Source organism: Noviherbaspirillum sp. UKPF54, from assembly GCF_007874125.1.
Classification (GTDB): Bacteria; Pseudomonadota; Gammaproteobacteria; order Burkholderiales; family Burkholderiaceae_D; genus Noviherbaspirillum.
Genome location: NZ_CP040128.1, coordinates 2,929,606 through 2,951,609, shown reverse-complemented (window position 1 = coordinate 2,951,609; position 22,004 = coordinate 2,929,606). Strand labels below are relative to the sequence as shown.

Sequence of the window (22,004 nt, the reverse complement as noted above, 5' to 3'; positions counted from 1 at the left end):
GTCTAAACTCAGAACCGGTATCCGAATGCCTTCTGAAAGCGATCCTCGATTTCATCGCGCGACGGCGCGTGATTTTGGGGACCCTGGCTGGCGATCTTGATCGCGCCCATCAGGCTGGCGAGGCGGCCCGTGGTCGCCCAGTCCATGTCGTTCGTCAGTCCGTACAGGAGGCCGGCGCGGAACGCGTCGCCGCAACCGGTCGGATCGACCACCTTGTCGGCTCGCACGCAAGGGATGTCGATACGCTTGCCGCCGGTATAGATCTCCGCGCCCTGCTCGCCGCGGGTGACGATCAATGCCGATACGCGTTCGGCGATTTTCTCCAGCGTCAGGCCGGTTCGCTGCGTCAACAGTTCCGCTTCATAATCGTTGACCGCCACATAGGTGGCGAGTTCAATGAAGCGTTCCAGCTCCGGTCCGGCGAACATCGGCAAGCCTTGGCCCGGGTCGAAAATGAAGGGCAGGCCGCGCTCGGCGCAATCGGTCGCATGCTGCAGCATGCCGTCGCGCCCGTCCGGCGCCACGATCGCCAGCTTGACCGGGCCGGCGTCGGCAATCCGGTTCTGATGCGCCATCGCCATCGCGCCCGGATGGAATGCCGTGATCTGGTTGCTGTCGGCATCGGTCGTGATGAAGGCTTGCGCGGTATAGGAAGTCTCGATGGTGCGGATGCAGCGGCGCGAAATCTGCATCCGGTCCAGACGTTCCAGATAGGGAGCGCCGTCCTGGCCGATGGTGGCCATGATGAGCGGATCGCCTTGCAGCAGCTTCAGGTTATAGGCGATGTTGCCGGCGCAGCCACCGAATTCGCGCCGGATTTCTGGCACCAGGAAAGCGACGTTGATCTTGTGCAGCTGATCGGCGAGCAGCGCATCGGAAAAGCGCCCCTGGAACAGCATGATGGTGTCGAATGCGAGCGAGCCGCAGATGAGGGATGTCATGGATGCCTGCCTAATGAAAAAGAAAGAAAAATTGTACGGGTAATGCCGCGGCGACAGGCGTCATCTTCATGACCGCGCGGCATGGACATTACGGATAGAACAAATACACCCGGTATCCGGCCGCCTTCAGCTGCGACAGCGCAAAGTAAAGCTTGACCGCTTGTTCAGATTTGGGCGCGAACCCCTTGTCGATTTCCTGCCCCGGCGGCAGGTAATCGCGCGGCGCGAATACCCGGCGCGCGATCGGCTTGTCGTCCGCATCGTTCAAGGTCAGCTCGATGTTCGGCCAGGATTGCACGAGCGAGCTGTGATTGCCCAGAAGGACTGACAGGCTGAGCGTCTTCTGGTCGCTCGACGCTGCCTGCAATTCGCTCGATTCGATCGCGACTGCGTCGATTTGCATCGGGAGACCCACCTCGCACCCGATCAGGCGACAGGCTGCGAGCAGCGCCGGTTTTGCTTCAGGAAATCTTGCCGCGAGCTGGTTGCGGAAGATCTGGATGCCCTGTGCCAGAACGGCGATCAGCAGCACCGGCAAGCCGACTGCCATCAGCAACCGCATGGCACGCTGCACGCGTTGCCGGCGCCGTCCCTGCTTGACGAAGGCGGGTTCTTCGTCGGCGCTGTCATCGGCACGAGCCGGCTCGTCCGCCGGCGCCGCCAAATCTTCCTCCTCGACCGGGCTGCTCCATGGCTGGTGCTGCATGTCGTCGATCGCCTTTTCGAGTGCGTCGAGCTCGTCGGCGATACCGGGAGGCGCCGCCGCGTCTTCGGCTGCATCTGCGGTCTTCTTTTCTGTGGTGGGCGAAAAATCCATCAGCGTCATGCGCTGCAAGGGATCGCCGCCGGCGTGTTCGTCTACGTGAGGCTGCTCGTCTTGCGCGTCTTCCTGCGCGGCCGGTGCCTCGTCCGCGATGACTACGGGCGGCAAGTCTTGCGCCTGCTGCGGTTCGCCCGCGTGGGCCTGCTGCATGGCTGCCGGCTCGTCGACCGGCTGGGCGGATTCTGCCGGCGCGGAAAGGGGCTCGGCCTGCGGCGCCGCAGGCGCAGGCGACACGCGCTCGGATTCCTCCGGCCGCAGCAAGTTCTCGATACCGTTGAAGATTTGCTTGCAGGAGCCGCAGCGCACCAGCCCGGCGCGCAGCTTCAGTTGGTCATGCGCGACCCGGAATGTTGTATGGCAATGTGGGCACTGGGTAGCGAGCGCCATGGCTAGCGGCCGGCGGCTTGTCCGGAAAGTGCGACCCACCCGTCATGCTCGGCCCACACCGTCATCTTGATGAAGGGCGCGTAGGCGGCCGCCACTTCATCGGCCTGGCGCGCGAGAATGCCCGAGAGCACCAGCGATCCGCCGGGGGCGACGCGCGAGGACAGCATCGGCGCCATCAGCTTCAGCGGGCTGGACAGAATATTGGCGACCACCACGTCGAAGGTTTGCGGAAGGCTGGCGTCCGCAAATTCTTCCGGCAGATAAAACGCGATGTCGCAATGATTGCGCTCGCTGTTGTAGCGCGCGGACTCGATGGCCTGCGGGTCGATGTCGACACCGATGACCCGGGACGCGCCCAGCTTTTTTGCGACCATTGCCAGGATGCCGGAGCCGCAGCCATAGTCGAGCACCGATCCCTGCGGCGCATGAGCTTCCAGCCATTCCATGCATAGCCTGGTGGTCGGATGGCTGCCTGTGCCGAAGGCCAGGCCCGGGTCCAGTTCCAGCAGCAGTGCGTCGGGATCGGGGGCATCGTGCCAGCTCGGCACTACCCAGATATTCTTGCCGATGTGGATAGGCTCGAACTGGGATTGCGTCAGGCGCACCCAGTCCTGCTCGGCCACCGGACGCAGTGTATACGACAGCTTGCCGGCGTCGATGCCGGCAGCGGCGGCCGCTTCGGCCACGATGGCGGCATGGTCCGCGTCGGCGTTCGCCAATGCGACCACGCGGCTGTGTTCCCACGCCGCTTCGGGCGGCTCCATGCCGGGTTCGCCGAACAGAGGGCGTTCCGCCTCGGTGCCCTCGTCGGCATCCTCCACCGACACCGACAGCGCGCCCGCCTCCATCAGTGCGTCGGACAGGGCCTCCGCATGGTCGCGCGCGACTTCGATGACGATTTCGGTCCAGCTCATGTGCTTCCTTGTTTATTTAGCGGTCTTGCCCGGATTTTTCGGCAGGTCGGGTTTGTCCGCCAGCTTCTGTTCCAGGTAATGGATGTTGGTGCCGCCTTCGATGAAGCGCGCATCCACCATCAGTTCGCGGTGCAGCGGAATATTGGTCAGAATGCCTTCGACCACCATTTCCGACAAGGCGATCTGCATGCGGCGGATTGCCTGGTCGCGTGTCGCGCCGTAGGCGATCACCTTGCCGACCATGGAATCATAGGTCGGCGGCACGAAATAGCCGGCATAGGCATGCGAATCGACGCGAATGCCCGGGCCGCCCGGCGCGTGCCAGGCAACGATGCGCCCCGGCGACGGCGTGAACTTGAACGGGTCTTCCGCATTGATGCGGCACTCGATGGCGTGGCCGGACAGGGTGATGTCGCGCTGGCGGAAGCGCAGCTTTTCGCCGGCCGCCACGCGGATCTGCTCCTGCACCAGGTCGACGCCGGTGATCATTTCGGTGACCGGGTGCTCCACCTGGATACGGGTGTTCATCTCGATGAAGTAGAACTCGCCGTTTTCATAGAGGAATTCGAACGTGCCCGCGCCGCGATAGCCGATCTTGCGGCACGCCTCGGCGCAACGATCGCCGATGCGCTCGATGAGCTTGCGCGGAATGCCGGGCGCCGGTGCTTCCTCGATGACTTTCTGGTGGCGGCGCTGCATCGAGCAGTCGCGTTCGCCGAGCCAGACCGCGTTCTTGAATTCGTCGGCGAGCACCTGGATTTCCACGTGACGCGGATTTTCCAGGTACTTCTCCATATAGACTTCCGGATTGCCGAACGCCGCGCCGGCTTCCGTCTTGGTCATGGTGACCGCATTGAGCAGTGCCGCTTCGGTGTGCACCACGCGCATGCCGCGGCCGCCGCCGCCGCCGGCCGCTTTAATGATGACGGGATAGCCGATCTTGCGCGCAATGCGGATGATTTCCTTCGGATCTTCCGGCAGGGCGCCTTCCGAACCGGGCACGCAGGGCACGCCGGCCTTGATCATCGCATGCTTGGCCGAGACCTTGTCGCCCATCAGGCGGATCGATTCCGGGCGCGGGCCGATGAAGACGAAGCCGGATTTTTCCACCCGCTCGGCAAAGTCGGCGTTCTCCGACAGGAAGCCGTAGCCGGGGTGGATTGCCTCGGCATCGGTGACTTCCGCCGCGCTGATGATCGCCGGCATATTCAAATAGCTTTGGGCGGAGGGCGCCGGGCCGATACAGACCGACTCATCGGCCAGCTTGACGTATTTGGCGTCGCGGTCGGCTTCCGAATGGACGACCACGGTTCTGATGCCCATTTCGCGGCAGGCGCGCTGGATGCGCAAGGCAATCTCGCCGCGATTGGCAATGAGGATTTTTTCAAACATGGTTATTGTGATGCGTTAAGTGCGTTTGGAGGCAGCGTGAACTAGGGTGCGCGACACTTAACCGATCACGAACAGCGGCTGGCCGAATTCCACCGGCTGGCCGTTTTCAACCAGGATCTGCTTGATGACGCCCGACGCATCGGCATCGATTTCGTTGAGCAGCTTCATCGCCTCGATGATGCACAGCGTATCGCCTTCCTTCACGGTCGAGCCGACTTCGACGAACGGCGGCTTGCCCGGGGCGGAAGCGCGGTAGAAGGTGCCGACCATCGGCGATTTCACCACATGGCCTTCCGGTTCGGCCGGAGCGGCCGCGACAGGCGCTGCGGCGGGTGCTTGCGGGGCGGCGGCAGGCGCTGCCATGGCGTGCGGCATCGGTTGCTGCGGCATCATGACGACCTGGCTTTGCGGTGCGCCGGAGGATTTGACGATACGGACTTTGCTGTCGCCCTCGGTCACTTCCAGTTCGGCGATGTCCGATTCGGCGACCAGGTCGATCAACGTCTTGAGTTTTCTTAGATCCATATGAAATCCCTCAGATTATTTGTATATCACGTTTCAATTCGCTGCAAATTATAAGTTGTTTGCAGCAAAATTCCGGAAATTAGAGTTTTTTCAACGCGAATTCAATCGCTGTCCGATACCCTTCCACGCCCAGTCCGCAGATGACGCCTACCGCGATTGCAGAGAGAAAGGAATGATGCCGGAACGCTTCGCGTTGATGAACATTGGAGATGTGTATTTCGACAAAAGGAATGGCAACCCCCGCCAAGGCGTCGCGCAAGGCGACGCTGGTATGGGTCAGCCCGCCCGGATTGATAACAATGGCATCGACTCCTTCTTTCTTCGCATCATGGATGCGATCAATCAACGCGCCTTCGTGATTGCTTTGGTAGCAGGTAAGCGTCGCACCGGCAGCTTGCGCCTGCTCGATTGCTGCACGTTCGACATCGGCCAGCGTCGTCGATCCGTAGACTTCCGGTTCACGTGTGCCCAGCAGATTCAGGTTCGGGCCATTGACCAGAAGGAGTTTTTTTGCCATGGAGTTGTCGCTCCGTTTGACGAGAATGGCGCATTTTGCCGCCAAATGATGCTGATTGGCAAGGAGAAAAGAATTCTTACCTTTACAGCGCCTTTAGGTCGTTCTTCAGTTCTTGCATCTTGAGCCGGCCCAGATAGGTTTTTCTGACCCGGCCTTCCGCATCGATGAGGACGGTAAATGGAAGGCCGCCCGCTTGGTTGCCGAGCTGGCGCGACAATTCGGTGGCGTCCATTCCGCCCACATAAAGCGGATACGTAATCTTATGTTTCGTCGCAAATTCGGCGATATTCGCCGCGGAATCGATGCCGATGCCGAGAATCCGGATTTTGGACGAGGCCAGCTCGGCTTGCAACGCAGACAATTCCGGCATTTCATCCACGCATGGGGCGCACCACGTTGCCCAGAAATTCACGACCAGCGGATTTCCTTTCCATTGGCTCAATGCCTGAGGTTTACCGCCGGCGTCGGGCATGGTTTGCGACAGCAGCTTGGCTGCGGCTGCCGTGTCGGCCGCCGGCGGTTGCTGCCGCATGTTGCTCAAATAAAAGCCGAGCGTGGCGAATATCAGTGCAATTGCACCGAATAATAGGAGATTTTTCTTCATTTTTCTTCGGATTCCGCGATCAGCGTGCGGACCGCATCCATATCGGCGCGAGCCAACCTGCCGTCTGCGCCGCTTTTAAGTGCACCGCGCAAGTCGTCTGTTTCGTAAAGAGCAAGATGTATGCCTTCGTTTTGCCAGAGAAAACTCAAGGTTTCCACCGGCTCGCCCCGGCCTTTGAAGTGGGCGCTTTCCGATACCTCGAAGTCGACATTTTTGTTAATAAGAAAGATTTCTACATCCTTGGCACTTTCTGGAAAGAGTTGTAAATGAATATCCGAATGCTCGCCCGCCGTGCCATTCAGTACCGCGCCGGTCAGATAGGGGGTGAATTGTGCCAGTTCGTCCATCATGCGTAGCGCTAGTTTTCTAAGATGCAATAGACGCGCCGGTTGGCTGTCGGCAAAGAACAGTTCATGATACTGCCGGACTTCTTCTTCGATCTGGATGTTATCGGGCATGATGTCGCCGCGAACTTTCGTGTTTCCCAGGATTTGCCGGGCTGCCTTGCGCTTGGCGGTGCCATAGTCGGCGCCGTCTTCGGCAATCATGCGCGCCGCGGCTGCGGCTATTTCGGCACGCAATGTCTCTATATTGGAGGAGTAATTGCTCATGGCGTGGATGATACCCCGTAGCGAAGGCGAGGGTCAGGTAAAATCTTGGATTCGCCAGAAATCGCTAGCGCGCGCCGGCCGGTTTTTCTGATTGGACCTTTCGCCGCGCATTTTGGTCAGATTTATTTTTCATTTCATACGATGCACATCCATATTCTCGGCATCTGCGGCACTTTCATGGGCGGCCTCGCAGTGCTGGCCAAGGAAGCCGGCCACAAGGTCACCGGCTGCGACGCCAATGTCTATCCCCCGATGAGCACCCAGCTGGAAGCGCAAGGCATCGAGCTGATCGAAGGCTTTGGCCCGGAACAGGTGGACCTGAACCCCGACCTGTTCGTCATCGGCAATGTCGTCTCGCGCGGCAATCCGCTGATGGAGGAAATCCTCAACCGCGGCCTGCGCTACACGTCGGGCCCGCAATGGATCGGCGAGCACATCCTGCAAAACAAGTGGGTGCTGGCGGTTGCCGGTACCCACGGCAAGACCACCACATCGTCGATGCTGGCCTGGATCCTGGAAGACGCTGGCTACCATCCGGGCTTTCTGATCGGCGGCGTGCCGATGAATTTCGGGATTTCCGCACGCCTGTCGGGCAAGGAAGCCGACTCCGCCTTTTTCGTGATCGAGGCGGATGAATACGACACCGCGTTCTTCGACAAGCGCAGCAAGTTCGTGCATTACCGGGCGAAGACCGCGATCCTGAACAACCTGGAATACGATCACGCCGACATTTTCCCGGACCTCTCCGCGATCGAAACCCAGTTCCACCACCTGGTGCGCACGGTACCCGGCGTCGGCCGCCTGATCGTCAACGGTCGCGAAGAGTCGCTGCAGCGCGTGGTCGCGCGCGGCTGCTGGAGCGACAGGGAGTGGTTCGGCGTGGACGGCGGCGACGGTTGGGCCATTCGTACGCATGAGGGCGGCAGCTTCGACGTGCGCTTCGATGGCGAAGTGCAGGGCACCGTGGACTGGGATCTGACCGGCGAGCATAACCGACTCAATGCGGTGGCCGCGATTGCCGCCGCGCGCCATGTGGGCGTGCCGCCCGCGCAGGCGATCGAGTCGCTTGGCAAGTTCGAGAACGTCAAGCGCCGCATGGAAGTGCGCGGCGTGGTCAATGGCGTGACGGTCTATGACGACTTCGCCCACCATCCGACCGCGATCGCGACCACGGTCGCGGGCCTGCGCAAGAAGGTGGGCGGCGCGCGCATCCTGGCCGTGCTGGAGCCGCGTTCCAACACCATGAAGCTTGGCACCATGAAGGGGGCGCTGCCCGACAGCCTGGTCGATGCCGACCTGGTGTTCGGCTACGGTGCGAAATCCGGCAAGGATGCGCTCGGCTGGAACCTGGGTGAGGCGCTCGCGCCGCTGGGCGCGAAGGCAGCGGCGTTCGACGAACTCGACGTGCTGGTGGCGGCGATCGTGAAGGCGGCCGGCGCGGGCGACCATGTGCTGGTGATGAGCAACGGCGGATTCGGTGGCGTGCACCAAAAGATCCTGGACGCGCTCGCGCGATGATCCTGTATCTGCACGGTTTTCGCTCGTCGCCGCAGTCGTTCAAGGCGCGCCTGCTGGGCGAGCGTCTGACGGCGCTCGGACTGGGGGCGCAGTACTACTGCCCGCAGCTGCCGGCGTCGCCGCGTGAGGCGATGGCGCTGGCGTCGGAGCTGTTGCGCACGGCCGGCCCCGAAACAACCTTGATCGGTTCTTCCCTGGGCGGCTATTACGCGACCTGGCTGGCGGAACAGTTCGGCTGCCGCGCGGTGCTGCTCAATCCGGCGGTCAAGCCGCCGCGCGACCTGGAAAAGTATGTCGGCGTGAGCACCGCATACCATTCGGATGCGCCATTCGAGTTCAAGCGGGAGTACATCGATGAACTCAAGGCGCTGGCGGTCACGAAGATCACGCGCCCGGAACGGTATTTCCTGATTGCCGCCACCGGCGATGAAGTGCTCGACTGGCAGGAGATGGTGGCCCACTATCCGGGTGCCGCCCAGCTCGTGATCGAAGGCAGCGATCATGGCATTTCCGAATTCGGGCAATACCTGGATCGGGTGCTGGCATTTTGCGGCATCGGGGAGGCGTGCAAGTGACATTTCATGCAGTAGGGCATGCGCGCTGGGTGTCGCATGTAAACGGGGTCAACCCGACGCGCGCAATGCGCGGCTGGCTGACCGACAAGGAGTCGCTGACAGTCAAGCTGATGGCGCACAGCCGGCATTTTCGGGTGCGCCGCCTGCGCCAGGCGCATGCTTTCTGCCTGGCTGACGAGCGCGCGATGATTGACCTGCCGCGCCGCGCCTGCGTGCAGGAGCGGGAAGTGCTGCTGCAGTGCGACGGCTGCCCGGTCGTCTACGCGCATACGGTCGTGCCCTTGAGTGCGACCACTTCCGACTGGCCGTTTTTCGGCACGCTGGGCGAGCGCTCGCTCGGCACTACCCTTTTCGGCGACCCGCGCGTGGTGCGCGGCACCTTGCAGTTCGCGCGGTTGCGCGCGCAGCATCCGCTGGCGCAGCGGGCGCGCGAGGCAGTGGGCGACGACGCGGTCGACTTTCCGCTGTTCGCGCGCCGCTGCCTGTATCGCCGCAAGAACGGCGTGCTGCTGGTTACCGAGCTGTTTCTGCCGGCAATCGCCGGGCTGACACGAACATAGTTTCTAATATAAGCAAAGCAATCGATGAATCTCTTTTTCGAGGAATCCGGCGACTTCAAGGCCGGCACGGTGTTGTCGCAACAAGGCGAGGCGTACCAGGTCGAAATGCAGACCGGCAAACGCACCAAGGTCAAGGCGCGCGACGTGCTGCTGCAATTCGCCGCACCGGAGCCGGTGCAGCTGATGGCCGATGCGCAGGCGATTGCTGACGACATCGACCTGGATTTTTTATGGGAAGTGGCCGGCGGAGAAGAGTTCGGCTTCGCCGAGCTGGGCGCCGAATATTTCGGCCACACTCCCCGGCCCGACGAGGCCGCCGGATTGCTGTTGCGCCTGCACAGCGCCCCCGTCTATTTCTACAAGAAAGGCAAGGGACGCTACAAGGCGGCGCCGGAGGCGTCGCTGAAAGCCGCCCTGACCGGCATCGAAAAGAAAAAGCAGCAGGCGCTGATCCAGGCGCAATATGCCGAGGAACTGAAGTCGCACCGGTTGCCGGAAGCGATGAAGCCGCTGGCGTTGCAGCTGCTGTTCAAGCCCGACAAGAACAGCATCGAATACAAGGCGCTGGAGACCGCCAGCGCCGAACTGCAGACGTCGCCGCAGCGCCTGATGCTGGCCGCGGGCGGCATCGGCTCGCCCAAGGAGCTGCATCTGGCGAAATTCCTGTTCGAGCATTTTCCGAAGGGGACCGGCTTTCCATCCATCGATCTTCCCACGGTGGCTGCGCTGCCGGTGGCCGACGTGCGCGCCTTTTCGATCGACGATGTGACCACGACCGAGATCGACGATGCCTTGTCGGTCGTCCACCTGGCCGACGGCAAGGTGCGGGTCGGCATCCACATCGCCGCCCCGGCGCTCGGCATCAAGCGCGGCGATGCGATCGACGCCATTGCGCGGCAGCGCCTGTCGACCGTTTATATGCCGGGCGACAAAATCACCATGCTGCCCGACGAACTGGTCGACGCGTTCACGCTGGCTGAAGGCAAGACTTGCCCGGCCGTCTCCTTGTACGCGACGCTCGACCCGGCCGACTGGTCGGTCGTGTCGACCGAGACCCGGGCGGAATCGGTGCCGATCGCGGCCAACCTGCGGCACAACGACCTGGACGAGCTGGTCACCGAGGAAAACCTGGCGGCCGGCGCCGGCGAGTATGCGCACAAGGACGAGATCGCCTTGCTGTGGCAATGGGCGCAAGTGCTGGAAAAGGCACGCATGGCCAAGCGCGAGAGTTTCGGCCTGAAGCCGGAGCAGACCAATCGCGTCGACTTCAACTTCTACGTGGAAGACGACGTCGTTTCCATCCTGCGCCGCAAGCGCGGTGCGCCGCTGGACAAGATCGTCGCCGAGCTGATGATCTTTGCCAACAGCACCTGGGGAAAGCTCATGCACGACCATGGCGTGCCCGGCATTTATCGCAGCCAGGGCGGCGGCGGTGGCGGCTGGGCGGCGAAGATGCAGGTGCGGATGGTGACGCACGCGGCGCCACACCAGGGGCTGGGCGTCGACCAGTACGCCTGGAGCACCTCGCCGCTGCGGCGCTACACCGACCTGGTGAACCAGTGGCAGATCCTGGCCTGCGCCGAGCATGGAGTGACCGCGCCGCTGGTGGCGCCGTTCAAGCCCAAGGACGCGGACTTGTTCGCGATCGTTTCCGCGTTCGACGCCGCCTATTCGGCCTACGCCGACTTCCAGTCCGGCATGGAGCGCTACTGGTGCTTGCGCTGGCTGGCGCAGGAAAATGCGCGCCAGGTCGATGCCGTGGTGCTGAAGGATGAAGTGCTGCGCCTGGTTGACATTCCGTTAATCATTCGCTTGCCCGGCATGCCGCAAGCCGCGCGCGGCGCACACGTCAAGCTCGATCTGATCCGCTGGGACGAAGTCGACCTCACGATCGAGGCCAGGCTGATCGAAATGACGACGGGGCCGGCCGATATCGAGGAGGCATCGGCGCTGGTGGCGGAAGATGAAGACGCCGCAAGCGAAGAGGAAGCCGCCGCCGAATCGGTGCAACAGCAATAAAGACGGCATTATTCGCCGCTATTCACAACACTTTCCGTACGGCCTTTATCGTAAAATTCCATCCTTCTGCAATCGCCGTCTTGTTTACGCGTAATGCTATTTGATCAAAACCGCACGTTGTCCATCGCCGTGGCGGCCTCGGTGCTGTTGCACGGCGCGTTGCTGGCAGTGCGATTCGCCGCGCCCGATGCCTTCCGCTTCAAGCCGGTCGACCCTGGCCTGGAAGTCATTCTCGTCAACGCCAAGCATGACAGGAAGCCGCTCAAGGCCGACGCGCTGGCGCAAGCCAATCTCGATGGCGGCGGCAATGCCGAGAAGGGGCGCGCCACATCGCCCTTGCCGGACATGCGCAAGAGCGAAGACGGTGAAGCGATGAAGGCGCTGCAGCGCCGCATCGAGGAACTCGAAAAGCAGCAGCGCATGCTGACCCAGCTGAATAAAAAGGCGCACTTCAAGTCGGCGCCGGTGAAGGACCAGCGCCGTCCGGATGCGCAGGCGCAGCCGGATGGCGCCGACATGGCCGAGAGCGCGCGCGAAATCATGCGGCGCGAGGCAGAGATCGCCAAGCGCATCGAGGACGAGAACAAGCGCCCGAAGAAAACCTTCATCTCGCCGAGCACTCGCGAAGTCGGCCATGCGATGTATTACGACAGCGTGCGCCGCCGCATCGAGCAGATCGGCACCCTGAACTTCCCGCAGAAGGATGGAAAGCCGCTGTATGGCAAGGTGATGATTTCGATCTCGGTGTTCCAGGACGGGAAGCTGTACGGCGCCGACGGCGACAACGGCATCACCATCGACCGTCCCTCCGGCAATCCGGCGCTCGATGAGGCTGCCAAGCGCATCATCCGCCGTTCGGCGCCGTTTGGCGTCTTCCCGCAGAACATGCGTTCGTCGCGGGGCGATGTCTGGGTAATGACCGCGCTGTTCGACTTCACGCGCGAAGGCTTGCAGGCGACCATGCGGGAGGGAATGAATTGACCGGACCAGTGGACCGTTACGTCGTCATCGGCAACCCGATCGCGCACAGCAAATCGCCAGAAATCCATGCGCGCTTCGCCGCGCAGACCGGCCAGGACATGGTCTACGAGCGTATTCTCGCGCCGCTCGACGGCTTCGAGCGGACCGTGCGGGAGCTGATCGGGCGGGGCGTCAAGGGCGCCAACGTGACGGTGCCGTTCAAGCTGGAAGCCTATGCCCTTGCCGCCTCGCATACCGAGCGCGCGCAGGCGGCCGGGGCGGTCAATACGCTGACGTTTGCCGATGGCCAGATCGCCGGCGACAACACCGACGGCATCGGCCTGGTCAACGACATCGTTCGCAATGCTGGCGTCGACATCGGCGGGAAAAAGCTCCTGCTGCTCGGCGCCGGCGGGGCGACGCGCGGCGTGCTGCTGCCGCTGCTGCAGCAGCGGCCGGCGCAGCTGGTGATCGCCAACCGCACCCTGTCCAAGGCCGATGAACTGGTTCAACAGTTCGCCGGCAAGGGCAATGTGCGTTCGTGCTCTTTTGAAGCCTTGCAGGAGCCCTTCGATATCGTGATCAATGCGACGTCTGCCAGCCTGAGCGCCGATGTGCCGCCTATTGCGCCGGCCGTCTTCGGCGAAAGCGCATTCGCCTACGACATGATGTACGGCGCTGGGCCGACCGTTTTCATGCGCTTCGCCGCGCAGCATGGCGCCGTCGTGCGCGATGGGCTCGGCATGCTGGTGGAGCAGGCGGCCGAAGCCTTTTACGTCTGGCGCGGCGTGCGGCCGGAAACGGCGCCGGTGTACGCCGAACTGCGCGCGGCGCTCTGACGCCGCATGAAGACGCTGCGCAAGCTATTGCTGTGGCTTGTCCTGGTGCCGGTGCTGTTCGTGCTGGTGATGCAGCTGTTTTTCTTCATCCAGATCTGGTGGTGGGTGGACCACAATCCTGACTCGACCAGTTTCATGCGGCGCCAGCTTTCGGTGCTGCGCGAAAAGAATCCCGATGCCCAGCTGCAGCACAAGTGGGTGCCGTACGACCACATCTCGAACAACCTGAAGCGCGCCATCATCGCCTCGGAGGATTCGAATTTCTCCGAGCATGAGGGGATCGACTGGGACGCGCTGCAAAAGGCGTACGAGAAGAATTCACGGAAGGGCAAGGTGGTCGCCGGCGGCTCCACGATCACCCAGCAACTGGCGAAAAACCTGTTCCTGTCGGGCGACCGCAGCTATGCACGCAAGGCGCAGGAAGTCGTGATCACCTACATGCTCGAATTCCTGATGGATAAGGAGCGTATCTTCGAGATTTACCTGAATGTCGTTGAATGGGGCAACGGCGTGTTCGGCGCCGAGGCCGCGGCCCGGCATTACTACGGCACGTCCGCCGCAAGCCTGAGCGCGGCCCAGGCCGCGCGGCTGGCCGTCATGCTGCCGCGCCCGCGCTACTACGACAAGAACCGTGCCTCGACCTATCTGGCGCGCCGCACCAACCTGATCCTGCGCCGCATGGGCGCGGCCGAGCTTCCCTGACAGCGGAGGGCGTGGATGGACATGAAGTACCAGCGCGGCGAGTTGAGCCTGTTCTGGGCCGCCGTTATCGTCGGTGTGGTGACCCTGATGGCGGTCGGCACGCTGCTGTCGATGCACCATGAACGCAACCTGTTCGGCGACGCCTGGCAACGCGCTCGGCGCACCGATGCCGGACAAGCCCTGCAAGCTACCGCTGCGCAGGCCGGGCGGGACAAATCCGCGGCAATCCGTAAATGCCAGGTCGACGGCAAAGTGATCTATTCCAACGTGGAATGCGGCGCCGGAAATCCGACTAGCCGCCAGCTTGAATTACAGGACACCAAAGGCATCGAAGCGCCGAAGGCGCCGCCGGCGTTACGGCGGAGCGACATGCCGGAATCGCTGCGGGACAAGGCGATCGAGAAGGCCATGCAGCGCTGAGGTTGCGGACATAAATCAGGCATTGGGCGAATCGACGCACCCCCTTCCGATGACCCTTGCTTGCCGCTATCGTTATCAGTACACTTGCGCTGTTTTTGTTTCCGGAGACCCGACTTGGGTAGTCCCAGTACAACTTGTCAGCCATCAGCGGACAATCGATCGGCAAGCTAGTGCTTTACCGTCTCAAAGCGCCACTCGCCGATAGCCGACAGCCGGTGGGCGGCGCGTCCTGACTATCCAGATGGTCGCGCTCCCTGTCATTCAATCAACCCATGGCTACCCGTCATGGGAGGGCCATGTCATGACACGCATGGCCGGGAGAGCACATGATTAATGTTTTCGTCTTGCAGAACGGACGGTTGAATCAGGTCAATATCGAAAGCAGGCTCGACCTGGAGCGATCGGCCCCGGTATGGGTCGATCTGACCGATCCGAACGACGAGGAGCGCGCATGGGTGAAGAGCATCTATGGCGTGACCCTGCCGGGCGAAGACGAAGTCAAGGATATCGAGGCCTCCGCCCGCTATTACGAAGCGGAAAACGGCGACTTGCACCTGCGTACCGATTTCCTGCTCGAAGAGGATGACGGCCCTTCGCGGGTCGTGACGGTCGCGTTCATCCTCGCGAAAAACATGCTGTTTTCGATGCACACCGACGACTTGCCGGTGTTTCGGCTGGTGCGCATGCGCGCGCGCTCGCGGCCCGGATCGATCGGCGATTACAAGGATGTGCTGCTCGACCTGTACGCCACCGACGCCGAATACTCGGCCGATGCGCTCGAAGGCATCTACCAGAGCCTGGAAGACGTCAGCCGCAGCGTGCTGCAAAAGGAATTGAACGACCAGGATGCGGCGGCGGCCCTGAATGCGATCGCGCAGGAAGAAGACTTGAACGGCCGCATTCGGCGCAACATGATGGATACGCGCCGTGCGGTGAGCTTCCTGATGCGCGGCCGCCTGCTCAATTCGGAACAGTTCGAAGAGGCGCGGCAGATCCTGCGCGACATCGAATCGCTCGACGGCCATACCGCCTTCCTGTTCGACAAGATCAACTTCCTGATGGATGCCACCGTCGGCTTCATCAACATCAACCAGAACAAGATCATCAAGATCTTCTCGGTGGCGTCGGTCGCGTTCCTGCCGCCGACGCTCATCGCCAGTATCTACGGCATGAACTTCAAGATTCTGCCCGAGTTGCAATGGGATATGGGATATCCGTTCGCGCTGGGGTTGATGGTGGCCAGCGCGGTCGTGCCGTTCTGGTATTTCCGCCGGCGCGGCTGGCTCTGAGGAGGGCGATGTCCGCGCATTCTCTGCGCGGACATGCGAAGGGCCGGTTTAGCTCAGGGATGCAAACGCCTTGCGCGCTGCGTCGATGGTGGCATCGATCACCGCGTCGTCATGCTGCGCCGATACGAATCCGGCTTCGAACGCGGACGGCGCGAGATACACGCCGAGATCCAGCATGGCATGGAAGAACGTGTTGAACCGGGACTTGTCGCAGGCCATCATCTCGACATAGCTGCCCGGGATGCTCGGCGCGAAATACAGGCCGAACATGCCGCCCACCGAGTCGGCGCAGAACGCGATGCCCGCATCCTTGGCCGCCGCCGACAAACCTTGCGCCAGCTTGGCGGTTTGCGCCGAAAGGTACTCGTAGAAGCCAGGCTTCTGGATCAGTTTCAGCGTGGCCATGCCGGCTGCGACGGCTACCGGATTGCCGGACAAGGTGCCCGCCTGGTAGACCGGGCCCAGCGGCGCCAGGTGCTTCATCAAATCCTTGCGTCCGCCGAAGGCCGCCACCGGCATGCCGCCGCCGATGACTTTACCCATTACCGTCAGGTCGGGCGTGATGCCGAACAGCGTTTGCGCACCGCCCAGGCCGACGCGGAAGCCGCACATCACTTCGTCGAAAATCAGCACGGAGCCATGCTGCGAGCACAGGCGGCGCATCGCTTGCAGGAATTCCGGCGTAGCGCGCACCAGGTTCATGTTGCCGGCCACCGGTTCGACGATCACGCAGGCGATTTCGCTGCCCATCTTCGCGAACACGTCTTCCAGTTGTTGCGGATCGTTATAGTCGAGTACCAGTGTATGCTTGGCAAAGTCTTCCGGCACGCCGGCCGAGGTCGGGTTGCCGAAGGTGAGCAGCCCGCTGCCGGCCTTGACCAGCAGGGAGTCGGCGTGGCCGTGATAGCAGCCCTCGAACTTGATGATCTTGTCGCGGCCGGTCGCGCCGCGCGCCAGGCGCAATGCGCTCATCGCTGCTTCGGTGCCGGACGATACCAGTCGCACCTGCTCGACCGAAGGCAGGATGCGGCAGATTTCCTCGGCCATGTCGATCTCGCCTTCGGTCGGGGCGCCGAAGGACAGTCCGCGCGCGGCCGCCTCCTGTACTGCCTTGATGACGTCGGGATGCGCGTGGCCGACGATGGCCGGGCCCCACGAGCCGATGTAATCGATATAGCGCTTGTCGTCGGCGTCCCAGAAGTAGGCGCCTTCGGCGCGCGTGATGAAACGCGGCGAGCCGCCGACCGAGCGGAATGCGCGTACCGGCGAGTTGACGCCGCCCGGGGTGCTGATCTGCGCCCGTGCAAAAAGGGTGTCGTTCCTGGATGTCATATTAAAAAGGATGGTGAGAGGGAATTACTGGGTTGAATCGCTGTCGGGCTCGCGCGCCCAGAAGTAGCGGTCGGGCGTGAGCTTGCCCATGCCGAGACGGTGCGCGTGGGATAGCGCCGCGTGCGTGAATTCCTGTGCTTCGAACACCGCCTCCGGCACGTCGACGCCGTTGGCGAGCATTGCCGCAATCGTCGCGGAAAGGGTGCTGCCGGCGCCGCTGAAGGAGCCGGGCAATCGCTGCCAGCTATCCTGGCGCAGCAGGCCCGATTCGTCGAACAGGGAATTGGCGACGTCATGCACGTCGGAGGGAGTGCCGGTGACGAAGACGTATTCGCAGCCCATGTCGATCAGGCGCATGACGTCCAGCGGCAGCATGTCTTCGCCCGACGGTTCGCGCCAGGTCTCGGCCAGGCGCGACAGTTCCACGGCCGATGCCAGAAACAGCGTGGTTTGCGGAATCAGCAGCTCGCGGATGGCGACCAGCATGTCTTCGCTGTCCGGTCCCTGGTCGGGAATGGCCGAGATGAACGGGTCGAGGATCAGTGGGACGTCGGGATAGTCGGACACGATCTCCGCGATCACGGTGACGCTTTCCATGCTGCCCGGCGTGCCGACCTTGAATGCCGTCACGGGCATGTCTTCCAGCACGATGCGGGCCTGATCGGCCACCCAGTCGGCGTCGATCATCTGGATGTCTTCGATGCGCGCCGTGTCGCCGATCAATAGCGACGTGACCACCGACAAGCCATGGCATCCCATTGCCGCGAATGACGCGAGGTCCGCCTGTATGCCGATCGCGCCGATAGGATCTGTGGCGCCGAAAGTCAGAATGAGAGGGGAGGTTTGGTTTTGCACGGCCGGTAGATTAAGATATTCGACTTTGCATTTTACTTGATTGAAGGGCAGTCAACTGTGAGTAACAACGAAACGACGATCGAATACAAGACTTGGATGTGCCTGATTTGCGGCTGGGTTTATGACGAGGCGGCCGGCCTGCCGGAAGAGGGCATTGCACCGGGAACGCGCTGGGAGGATGTGCCGATGAATTGGACATGCCCGGAATGCGGCGCGCGCAAGGAAGATTTCGAGATGGTTGCTATTTAAGCTTTGACGCTTTGCAGCAAATGCAGTTGTAATCCCGCTAACTTTCGCATAAAAGCCACGTTAGGCGTAACTGAGAGTAACACCTTGTTTTAAAGCATCTTGCTTTTTGTTACAGTTGGGCCGTATATTGGGCAGAAGATTATTGGGATTACGTCATGACAACATCAGCGGATAACGCCAGTCTCAAGATCATGGTGATCGACGATAGCAGCACGATTCGTCGTTCAGCAGAAATTTTCTTGGGGCAGGCTGGTTACCAGGTTGTGCTTGCCGAGGATGGCTTCGACGCCCTCGCCAAAATGAACGACCACAAGCCAGCCCTGATTTTTTGTGACATCCTGATGCCGCGTCTTGACGGCTACCAGACCTGCGCGCTGATCAAGAAAAGCGCGAAATTCCATTCCACGCCGGTCATCATGCTGTCGTCCAAGGACGGGCTGTTCGACCGGGCACGCGGAGCCATGGTCGGCTCCGACGCTTATCTCACCAAACCCTTTACCAAAGACAGTTTGCTCAAGACGGTGCGCGAATACACCGCTCAAGCGCTTGCCAAGTAATTTCTCGACATGAAGGTTAACAATGCCGATACAGAAAATTCTCGTGGTTGACGATTCCCCCACCGAGCGCTATTTCCTTACCGATATCCTTGTGAAGAACGGGTTTTCCGTATCCACCGCTGAAAACGGTGAAGAGGCCATGGCGAAAGTCAAGGCGGACAAGCCGCAACTGATCCTGATGGACGTCGTGATGCCCGGCCAGAACGGGTTCCAGATCACGCGCGCCATCGCCAAGGATCCGGAAACGCAAAACGTGCCGATCATTATCTGCACCAGCAAAGGCCAGGAAACCGACCGCATCTGGGGTTTGCGCCAGGGCGCGCGCGACTACATCGTCAAGCCGGTCGATCCGCAGGAACTGCTGTCGAAAATCGCCGCGCTCGGCTAGGTCGCCATGACCCAATCCCCTTCGGATCTGAACTCCGGACTCGCAGCCAAGACGGCCGATTCCGGTGCGCGCCGTACCCGCCTACGCGAATTCCAGACGCAGCTGGTGGAGCGCATGCAGGCTGCAAGCAGCGGCGCGACGGCCCACGCCAGGCAACTCGGCGTGATGATCGGCCAGAGCCGGTGGCTGCTGAATCTGCAGGATGCGGGCGAAATCGTTTCGATCGGCACCATCGCCAAGGTGCCGCTGACGCAGGATTGGTTTTTGGGCTTGACCAATATCCGTGGCAACCTGATCAGCGTGGTCGACCTCGCGCATTTCAGCGGCATGCCGCCCACGCCGGTCGACAAGGAGAGCCGGATCGTCGCATTTGCCCCGGCGCTCGGCTTCAACTGCGGCTTGCTGGTGTCACGCGTCATGGGCTTGCGCAATGTGGAGGAAATGACCTCGCAGCCTGGCGCCGCCGATTTTCCCTGGGCCGCGCAACGCTATGTCGATCGCGATGCGCACGTCTGGACCGAACTCAATCTTTCTTTCATCGTACAAGACCCACGTTTTTTGCATGTCGGGCTGTAACCCATTGACGGCCGGCTGCCGAATAACAATTAGGAGACTCAGTGATGGCGATTAATCTTCCGTTCTTTTCCAAAGGCAACAAGGAGGGACTGGCTGCGGGAGCCGCTACGCCGGGACACGCCCCTGTTGCGGCTGGTGACCACGCGGGGATTGCCACGGTCATGGCGCAAGACGCCACAATGGAAAGCATGATCGGCAGCGCGGCGCCCGGGCCGACGACGATCATGCGCAATCCGAATGCGACCTTCATCGGCGATGCGCTGCAGAAGACGGGCGACATTCGCCTGCCGATCATCGGCGCGATGCCGCTGCAGGAGCAGGTGCGCATCCTGCTGATGCTGCTGGGCGGCTCGCTGGTGCTGAGCGCCGGCCTCGTGTGGTTCAACTCCAATCATTCGATCCTGGCCTCGACCCAGACCCAGATCGCAGGTGACGCGCTGATGCACTCGCAGCGTATCGGTAAGGCGGCGCCGAACGCGATCCAGGGTAACCCGGAAGCGTTCAAGCAGCTGGAGGAGAGCCGCAAGGAATTCAACCGCGACCTGAGCGTGCTGTCCAAGGGCGGCGAGTACCAGGGACGCGAGATCGACCGGCCCAATGCCTCGATGGAAGCGATGCTGAAGGATGCCCAGAAAACCTGGAGCAGCTCCGACAAGGCCGCCGAAACCATCCTGAAAATGAAGAAGGAACTGACCGGTTTCGGCACCACGCTGCAAAAACTGAACGAACTGTCGCCGACATTGCTGGAACTGACCGAGCAGATCGCCACGCTCAAGGCGCAGGCCGGAGCCTCGCCGCGCGAAATTTCGGCCGCCGGCCAGCTGGTGATGCTGACCCAGCGCCTGGGGCGCAGCGCCAATGAATTCCTGACGTCGGAAGGCGTGAACCCGGAAACCGCGTTCTTGCTCGGCAAGGACACGAATACGTTCCGCGACATTACCGAAGGCTTCCTCAGCGGCAGCGAAGTGCTGCGCCTGTCCGCCACCAAGGAACCGGATACGCGCGAAAAGCTGACCGAGCTGAAGAACGCATTTGCGGAATACCAGAAATCGGTGGCATCCATCCTCGGCAATCTGCAGAACTTCATTGCCGCGAAACAGGCAGAGCAACTGATCTTCGCCGAGAACGAAAGCCTCAAGCAGCGCATCACCAACCTGCAGAAATCCTACCGTGCGGAGGAAGATTCGCTGCACTGGTCGTTCTGGCTGATGGTGGGATTTGCACTGCTGGCGCTGACATCGGCGGTCGGCACTGCGCTGGTCCTGCTGCAGGACAGCCGTAACCGCACCAAGGAAGCGGACCAGCGCCGTCAGGAAGCGGACGAGCAGCGTCTGCAGGCACAGCGCCAGGAAGAGGAAGCCAAGCGCGCCAACGACCAGAACCAGGCCGCGATTCTGCGGCTCATGAACGAATTGCAGGAAGTGGCGGACGGCGACCTGACGGTGCAGGCAACGGTGTCGGAAGACATCACCGGCGCGATCGCCGACTCGGTGAATTACACGGTGGAAGAATTGCGCGGCCTGGTCGGCCGCGTGACGAAGACCGCCGAGCAGGTGACTTCCGCGTCGAACCAGGCGCAGAACATCTCCAACGAGCTGCTGGTCGCATCCCAGAAGCAGTCGCGTGAAATCCAGGAAACCGGCCAGGCGGTGCTCGAAATGGCGGCACAGATTACCGACGTTTCCAAGTCTGCCAACGAATCGGCCGAGGTGGCGCGCCAGTCGGTGAGCGCCGCGGAACAGGGCACGCGCGCGGTGGAAGACGCGATCAAGGGCATGAACGAAATCCGCGAGCAGATTCAGGAAACTTCCAAGCGCATCAAGCGCCTGGGCGAATCGTCGCAGGAGATCGGCGAAATCACCGAACTGATTTCCGACATTACCGAACAGACCAACGTGCTGGCGCTGAATGCGGCGATTCAGGCGGCGTCCGCCGGCGAGGCCGGCCGCGGCTTCTCGGTGGTGGCGGAAGAGGTGCAGCGCCTGGCGGAACGTTCCGGCGAGGCGACCAAGCAGATCGGCGCACTGGTGCGCACGATTCAGACCGACACGCACGATGCGGTGGCGGCGATGGAAAAATCGACCCAGGGCGTGGTGGAAGGCGCCAAGCTGTCCGACGCGGCCGGCGCCGCGCTGTCTGAGATCCGCAGCGTGTCGAACCGCCTGGCTGACCTGATCCAGAGCATTTCCGCCGCGACCGAGCAGCAGGCGACCTCCGCCAACGGCGTGGCCCACAACATTCAAAACATCCTGACGGTGACCGAGCAGACGCAGCAGGGTACCCAGCAAACGGCAGAGTCGATTCGCGAGCTGTCCAAGCTGGCCGAAGAGCTCAAGAATTCGGTGTCGCGTTTCCGCGTGACGGCCTGATTCCGATCCATTGTCGGCCTGCACAGGCTCTCTAGTGATGCTTGGCGGCGTGCCGATGTTGCGGCATGCCGCTTTTTGAACC

At 61.9% G+C, this 22,004-nt stretch carries 24 protein-coding genes; 14 read left to right on the top strand and 10 right to left on the bottom strand.

Annotated elements, in window-relative coordinates; all coding sequences use genetic code 11:
• Positions 1-8: 8 nt before the first annotated feature.
• The 8 genes from FAY22_RS13585 to FAY22_RS13550 form a co-directional block, all read right to left on the bottom strand.
• Positions 9-941: a carbohydrate kinase family protein gene (locus FAY22_RS13585; RefSeq protein WP_146330704.1), complete on the bottom strand. Its 933-nt coding sequence runs from the start codon at positions 939-941 to the stop codon at positions 9-11.
• A gap of 88 nt (positions 942-1,029) precedes the next feature.
• Positions 1,030-2,151, bottom strand: a complete 1,122-nt coding sequence (locus FAY22_RS13580) for a DUF3426 domain-containing protein (protein WP_146330703.1) — start codon at positions 2,149-2,151, stop codon at positions 1,030-1,032.
• 2 nt (positions 2,152-2,153) lie between these two features.
• Positions 2,154-3,065 (bottom strand): 50S ribosomal protein L11 methyltransferase, encoded by a 912-nt coding sequence (gene prmA / locus FAY22_RS13575; RefSeq protein WP_146330702.1) that lies wholly within the window; start codon positions 3,063-3,065, stop codon positions 2,154-2,156.
• Between the two features lie 12 nt (positions 3,066-3,077).
• The gene (accC, locus tag FAY22_RS13570) at positions 3,078-4,457 is read right to left on the bottom strand and encodes an acetyl-CoA carboxylase biotin carboxylase subunit (RefSeq protein ID WP_146330701.1); all 1,380 of its coding nucleotides are present in this window, start codon (positions 4,455-4,457) and stop codon (positions 3,078-3,080) included.
• Between the two features lie 57 nt (positions 4,458-4,514).
• Positions 4,515-4,982 carry an acetyl-CoA carboxylase biotin carboxyl carrier protein gene (gene accB / locus FAY22_RS13565; protein WP_146330700.1) on the bottom strand — a complete coding sequence of 156 codons (468 nt, stop codon included), beginning with the start codon at positions 4,980-4,982 and terminating at the stop codon, positions 4,515-4,517.
• A 79-nt stretch (positions 4,983-5,061) separates the two neighbouring features.
• Positions 5,062-5,499, bottom strand: a complete 438-nt coding sequence (gene aroQ, locus FAY22_RS13560; RefSeq protein ID WP_146330699.1) for a type II 3-dehydroquinate dehydratase — start codon at positions 5,497-5,499, stop codon at positions 5,062-5,064.
• An 82-nt stretch (positions 5,500-5,581) separates the two neighbouring features.
• Positions 5,582-5,971, bottom strand: coding sequence for a TlpA disulfide reductase family protein (locus tag FAY22_RS13555; protein WP_371417293.1), 390 nt, complete (start codon positions 5,969-5,971; stop codon positions 5,582-5,584).
• A 128-nt stretch (positions 5,972-6,099) separates the two neighbouring features.
• The gene (locus tag FAY22_RS13550) at positions 6,100-6,714 is read right to left on the bottom strand and encodes a hypothetical protein (RefSeq protein ID WP_146330697.1); all 615 of its coding nucleotides are present in this window, start codon (positions 6,712-6,714) and stop codon (positions 6,100-6,102) included.
• 141 nt (positions 6,715-6,855) lie between these two features.
• On the opposite strand from FAY22_RS13550, the gene mpl reads away from it, so the two are divergent.
• From mpl to corA, 9 genes are all read left to right on the top strand, one after another.
• Positions 6,856-8,232 (top strand): UDP-N-acetylmuramate:L-alanyl-gamma-D-glutamyl-meso-diaminopimelate ligase, encoded by a 1,377-nt coding sequence (gene mpl / locus FAY22_RS13545; protein WP_146330696.1) that lies wholly within the window; start codon positions 6,856-6,858, stop codon positions 8,230-8,232.
• Positions 8,229-8,807 carry a YqiA/YcfP family alpha/beta fold hydrolase gene (locus FAY22_RS13540; protein WP_146330695.1) on the top strand — a complete coding sequence of 193 codons (579 nt, stop codon included), beginning with the start codon at positions 8,229-8,231 and terminating at the stop codon, positions 8,805-8,807. The genes mpl and FAY22_RS13540 overlap by 4 nt, the downstream gene beginning before the upstream one ends.
• Positions 8,804-9,367, top strand: coding sequence for a chorismate lyase (locus FAY22_RS13535; RefSeq protein WP_146330694.1), 564 nt, complete (start codon positions 8,804-8,806; stop codon positions 9,365-9,367). Before FAY22_RS13540 ends, FAY22_RS13535 begins: the two co-directional genes overlap by 4 nt.
• A gap of 24 nt (positions 9,368-9,391) precedes the next feature.
• The gene (locus tag FAY22_RS13530; protein WP_146330693.1) at positions 9,392-11,386 is read left to right on the top strand and encodes a ribonuclease catalytic domain-containing protein; all 1,995 of its coding nucleotides are present in this window, start codon (positions 9,392-9,394) and stop codon (positions 11,384-11,386) included.
• A 93-nt stretch (positions 11,387-11,479) separates the two neighbouring features.
• Complete coding sequence (locus tag FAY22_RS13525; RefSeq protein ID WP_146330692.1) at positions 11,480-12,367, top strand: TonB C-terminal domain-containing protein; 888 nt, start codon at positions 11,480-11,482, stop codon at positions 12,365-12,367.
• Complete coding sequence (gene aroE, locus FAY22_RS13520; protein WP_246860509.1) at positions 12,364-13,185, top strand: shikimate dehydrogenase; 822 nt, start codon at positions 12,364-12,366, stop codon at positions 13,183-13,185. Before FAY22_RS13525 ends, aroE begins: the two co-directional genes overlap by 4 nt.
• Before the next feature lie 6 nt (positions 13,186-13,191).
• The gene (gene mtgA / locus FAY22_RS13515) at positions 13,192-13,887 is read left to right on the top strand and encodes a monofunctional biosynthetic peptidoglycan transglycosylase (protein ID WP_146330691.1); all 696 of its coding nucleotides are present in this window, start codon (positions 13,192-13,194) and stop codon (positions 13,885-13,887) included.
• Positions 13,888-13,902: 15 nt separating this feature from the next.
• Positions 13,903-14,307 carry a hypothetical protein gene (locus FAY22_RS13510; protein ID WP_146330690.1) on the top strand — a complete coding sequence of 135 codons (405 nt, stop codon included), beginning with the start codon at positions 13,903-13,905 and terminating at the stop codon, positions 14,305-14,307.
• 326 nt (positions 14,308-14,633) lie between these two features.
• A complete protein-coding gene (corA, locus tag FAY22_RS13505; RefSeq protein ID WP_146330689.1) occupies positions 14,634-15,596 on the top strand; it encodes a magnesium/cobalt transporter CorA in 963 nt (320 codons plus the stop codon).
• Between the two features lie 48 nt (positions 15,597-15,644).
• On the opposite strand, the gene hemL is transcribed toward corA, so the two are convergent.
• Positions 15,645-16,928 carry a glutamate-1-semialdehyde 2,1-aminomutase gene (gene hemL, locus FAY22_RS13500; protein ID WP_146330688.1) on the bottom strand — a complete coding sequence of 428 codons (1,284 nt, stop codon included), beginning with the start codon at positions 16,926-16,928 and terminating at the stop codon, positions 15,645-15,647.
• Positions 16,929-16,952: 24 nt separating this feature from the next.
• Positions 16,953-17,783: a hydroxymethylpyrimidine/phosphomethylpyrimidine kinase gene (locus tag FAY22_RS13495; RefSeq protein WP_146330687.1), complete on the bottom strand. Its 831-nt coding sequence runs from the start codon at positions 17,781-17,783 to the stop codon at positions 16,953-16,955.
• Positions 17,784-17,879: 96 nt separating this feature from the next.
• Between FAY22_RS13495 and FAY22_RS13490 the strand changes: the two genes are divergently transcribed.
• The 5 genes from FAY22_RS13490 (at position 17,880) to FAY22_RS13470 (ending at position 21,922) form a co-directional block, all read left to right on the top strand.
• Positions 17,880-18,032: a rubredoxin gene (locus FAY22_RS13490; protein WP_040042419.1), complete on the top strand. Its 153-nt coding sequence runs from the start codon at positions 17,880-17,882 to the stop codon at positions 18,030-18,032.
• A gap of 155 nt (positions 18,033-18,187) precedes the next feature.
• Positions 18,188-18,589: a PleD family two-component system response regulator gene (locus FAY22_RS13485; protein WP_146330686.1), complete on the top strand. Its 402-nt coding sequence runs from the start codon at positions 18,188-18,190 to the stop codon at positions 18,587-18,589.
• A gap of 22 nt (positions 18,590-18,611) precedes the next feature.
• On the top strand, positions 18,612-18,977 hold the full coding sequence (locus FAY22_RS13480) for a response regulator transcription factor (protein ID WP_146330685.1): 366 nt from the start codon (positions 18,612-18,614) through the stop codon (positions 18,975-18,977).
• Positions 18,978-18,983: 6 nt separating this feature from the next.
• Positions 18,984-19,553 (top strand): chemotaxis protein CheW, encoded by a 570-nt coding sequence (locus tag FAY22_RS13475; RefSeq protein ID WP_146330684.1) that lies wholly within the window; start codon positions 18,984-18,986, stop codon positions 19,551-19,553.
• A gap of 44 nt (positions 19,554-19,597) precedes the next feature.
• On the top strand, positions 19,598-21,922 hold the full coding sequence (locus FAY22_RS13470; protein ID WP_146330683.1) for a methyl-accepting chemotaxis protein: 2,325 nt from the start codon (positions 19,598-19,600) through the stop codon (positions 21,920-21,922).
• The last annotated feature ends 82 nt before the right edge of the window (positions 21,923-22,004 follow it).

What these genes read in the sequence shown, in the direction of transcription:
- FAY22_RS13585 (WP_146330704.1), bottom strand. Translation starts at nt 941, where the DNA reads ATGACATCCCTCATCTGCGGCTCGCTCGCATTCGACACCATCATGCTG.
- FAY22_RS13580 (WP_146330703.1), bottom strand. Translation starts at nt 2,151, where the DNA reads ATGGCGCTCGCTACCCAGTGCCCACATTGCCATACAACATTCCGGGTC.
- prmA (WP_146330702.1), bottom strand. Translation starts at nt 3,065, where the DNA reads ATGAGCTGGACCGAAATCGTCATCGAAGTCGCGCGCGACCATGCGGAG.
- accC (WP_146330701.1), bottom strand. Translation starts at nt 4,457, where the DNA reads ATGTTTGAAAAAATCCTCATTGCCAATCGCGGCGAGATTGCCTTGCGC.
- accB (WP_146330700.1), bottom strand. Translation starts at nt 4,982, where the DNA reads ATGGATCTAAGAAAACTCAAGACGTTGATCGACCTGGTCGCCGAATCG.
- aroQ (WP_146330699.1), bottom strand. Translation starts at nt 5,499, where the DNA reads ATGGCAAAAAAACTCCTTCTGGTCAATGGCCCGAACCTGAATCTGCTG.
- FAY22_RS13555 (WP_371417293.1), bottom strand. Translation starts at nt 5,971, where the DNA reads ATGCCCGACGCCGGCGGTAAACCTCAGGCATTGAGCCAATGGAAAGGA.
- FAY22_RS13550 (WP_146330697.1), bottom strand. Translation starts at nt 6,714, where the DNA reads ATGAGCAATTACTCCTCCAATATAGAGACATTGCGTGCCGAAATAGCC.
- mpl (WP_146330696.1), top strand. Translation starts at nt 6,856, where the DNA reads ATGCACATCCATATTCTCGGCATCTGCGGCACTTTCATGGGCGGCCTC.
- FAY22_RS13540 (WP_146330695.1), top strand. Translation starts at nt 8,229, where the DNA reads ATGATCCTGTATCTGCACGGTTTTCGCTCGTCGCCGCAGTCGTTCAAG.
- FAY22_RS13530 (WP_146330693.1), top strand. Translation starts at nt 9,392, where the DNA reads ATGAATCTCTTTTTCGAGGAATCCGGCGACTTCAAGGCCGGCACGGTG.
- FAY22_RS13525 (WP_146330692.1), top strand. Translation starts at nt 11,480, where the DNA reads ATGCTATTTGATCAAAACCGCACGTTGTCCATCGCCGTGGCGGCCTCG.
- mtgA (WP_146330691.1), top strand. Translation starts at nt 13,192, where the DNA reads ATGAAGACGCTGCGCAAGCTATTGCTGTGGCTTGTCCTGGTGCCGGTG.
- FAY22_RS13510 (WP_146330690.1), top strand. Translation starts at nt 13,903, where the DNA reads ATGGACATGAAGTACCAGCGCGGCGAGTTGAGCCTGTTCTGGGCCGCC.
- corA (WP_146330689.1), top strand. Translation starts at nt 14,634, where the DNA reads ATGATTAATGTTTTCGTCTTGCAGAACGGACGGTTGAATCAGGTCAAT.
- hemL (WP_146330688.1), bottom strand. Translation starts at nt 16,928, where the DNA reads ATGACATCCAGGAACGACACCCTTTTTGCACGGGCGCAGATCAGCACC.
- FAY22_RS13490 (WP_040042419.1), top strand. Translation starts at nt 17,880, where the DNA reads ATGTGCCTGATTTGCGGCTGGGTTTATGACGAGGCGGCCGGCCTGCCG.
- FAY22_RS13485 (WP_146330686.1), top strand. Translation starts at nt 18,188, where the DNA reads ATGACAACATCAGCGGATAACGCCAGTCTCAAGATCATGGTGATCGAC.
- FAY22_RS13480 (WP_146330685.1), top strand. Translation starts at nt 18,612, where the DNA reads ATGCCGATACAGAAAATTCTCGTGGTTGACGATTCCCCCACCGAGCGC.
- FAY22_RS13475 (WP_146330684.1), top strand. Translation starts at nt 18,984, where the DNA reads ATGACCCAATCCCCTTCGGATCTGAACTCCGGACTCGCAGCCAAGACG.
- FAY22_RS13470 (WP_146330683.1), top strand. Translation starts at nt 19,598, where the DNA reads ATGGCGATTAATCTTCCGTTCTTTTCCAAAGGCAACAAGGAGGGACTG.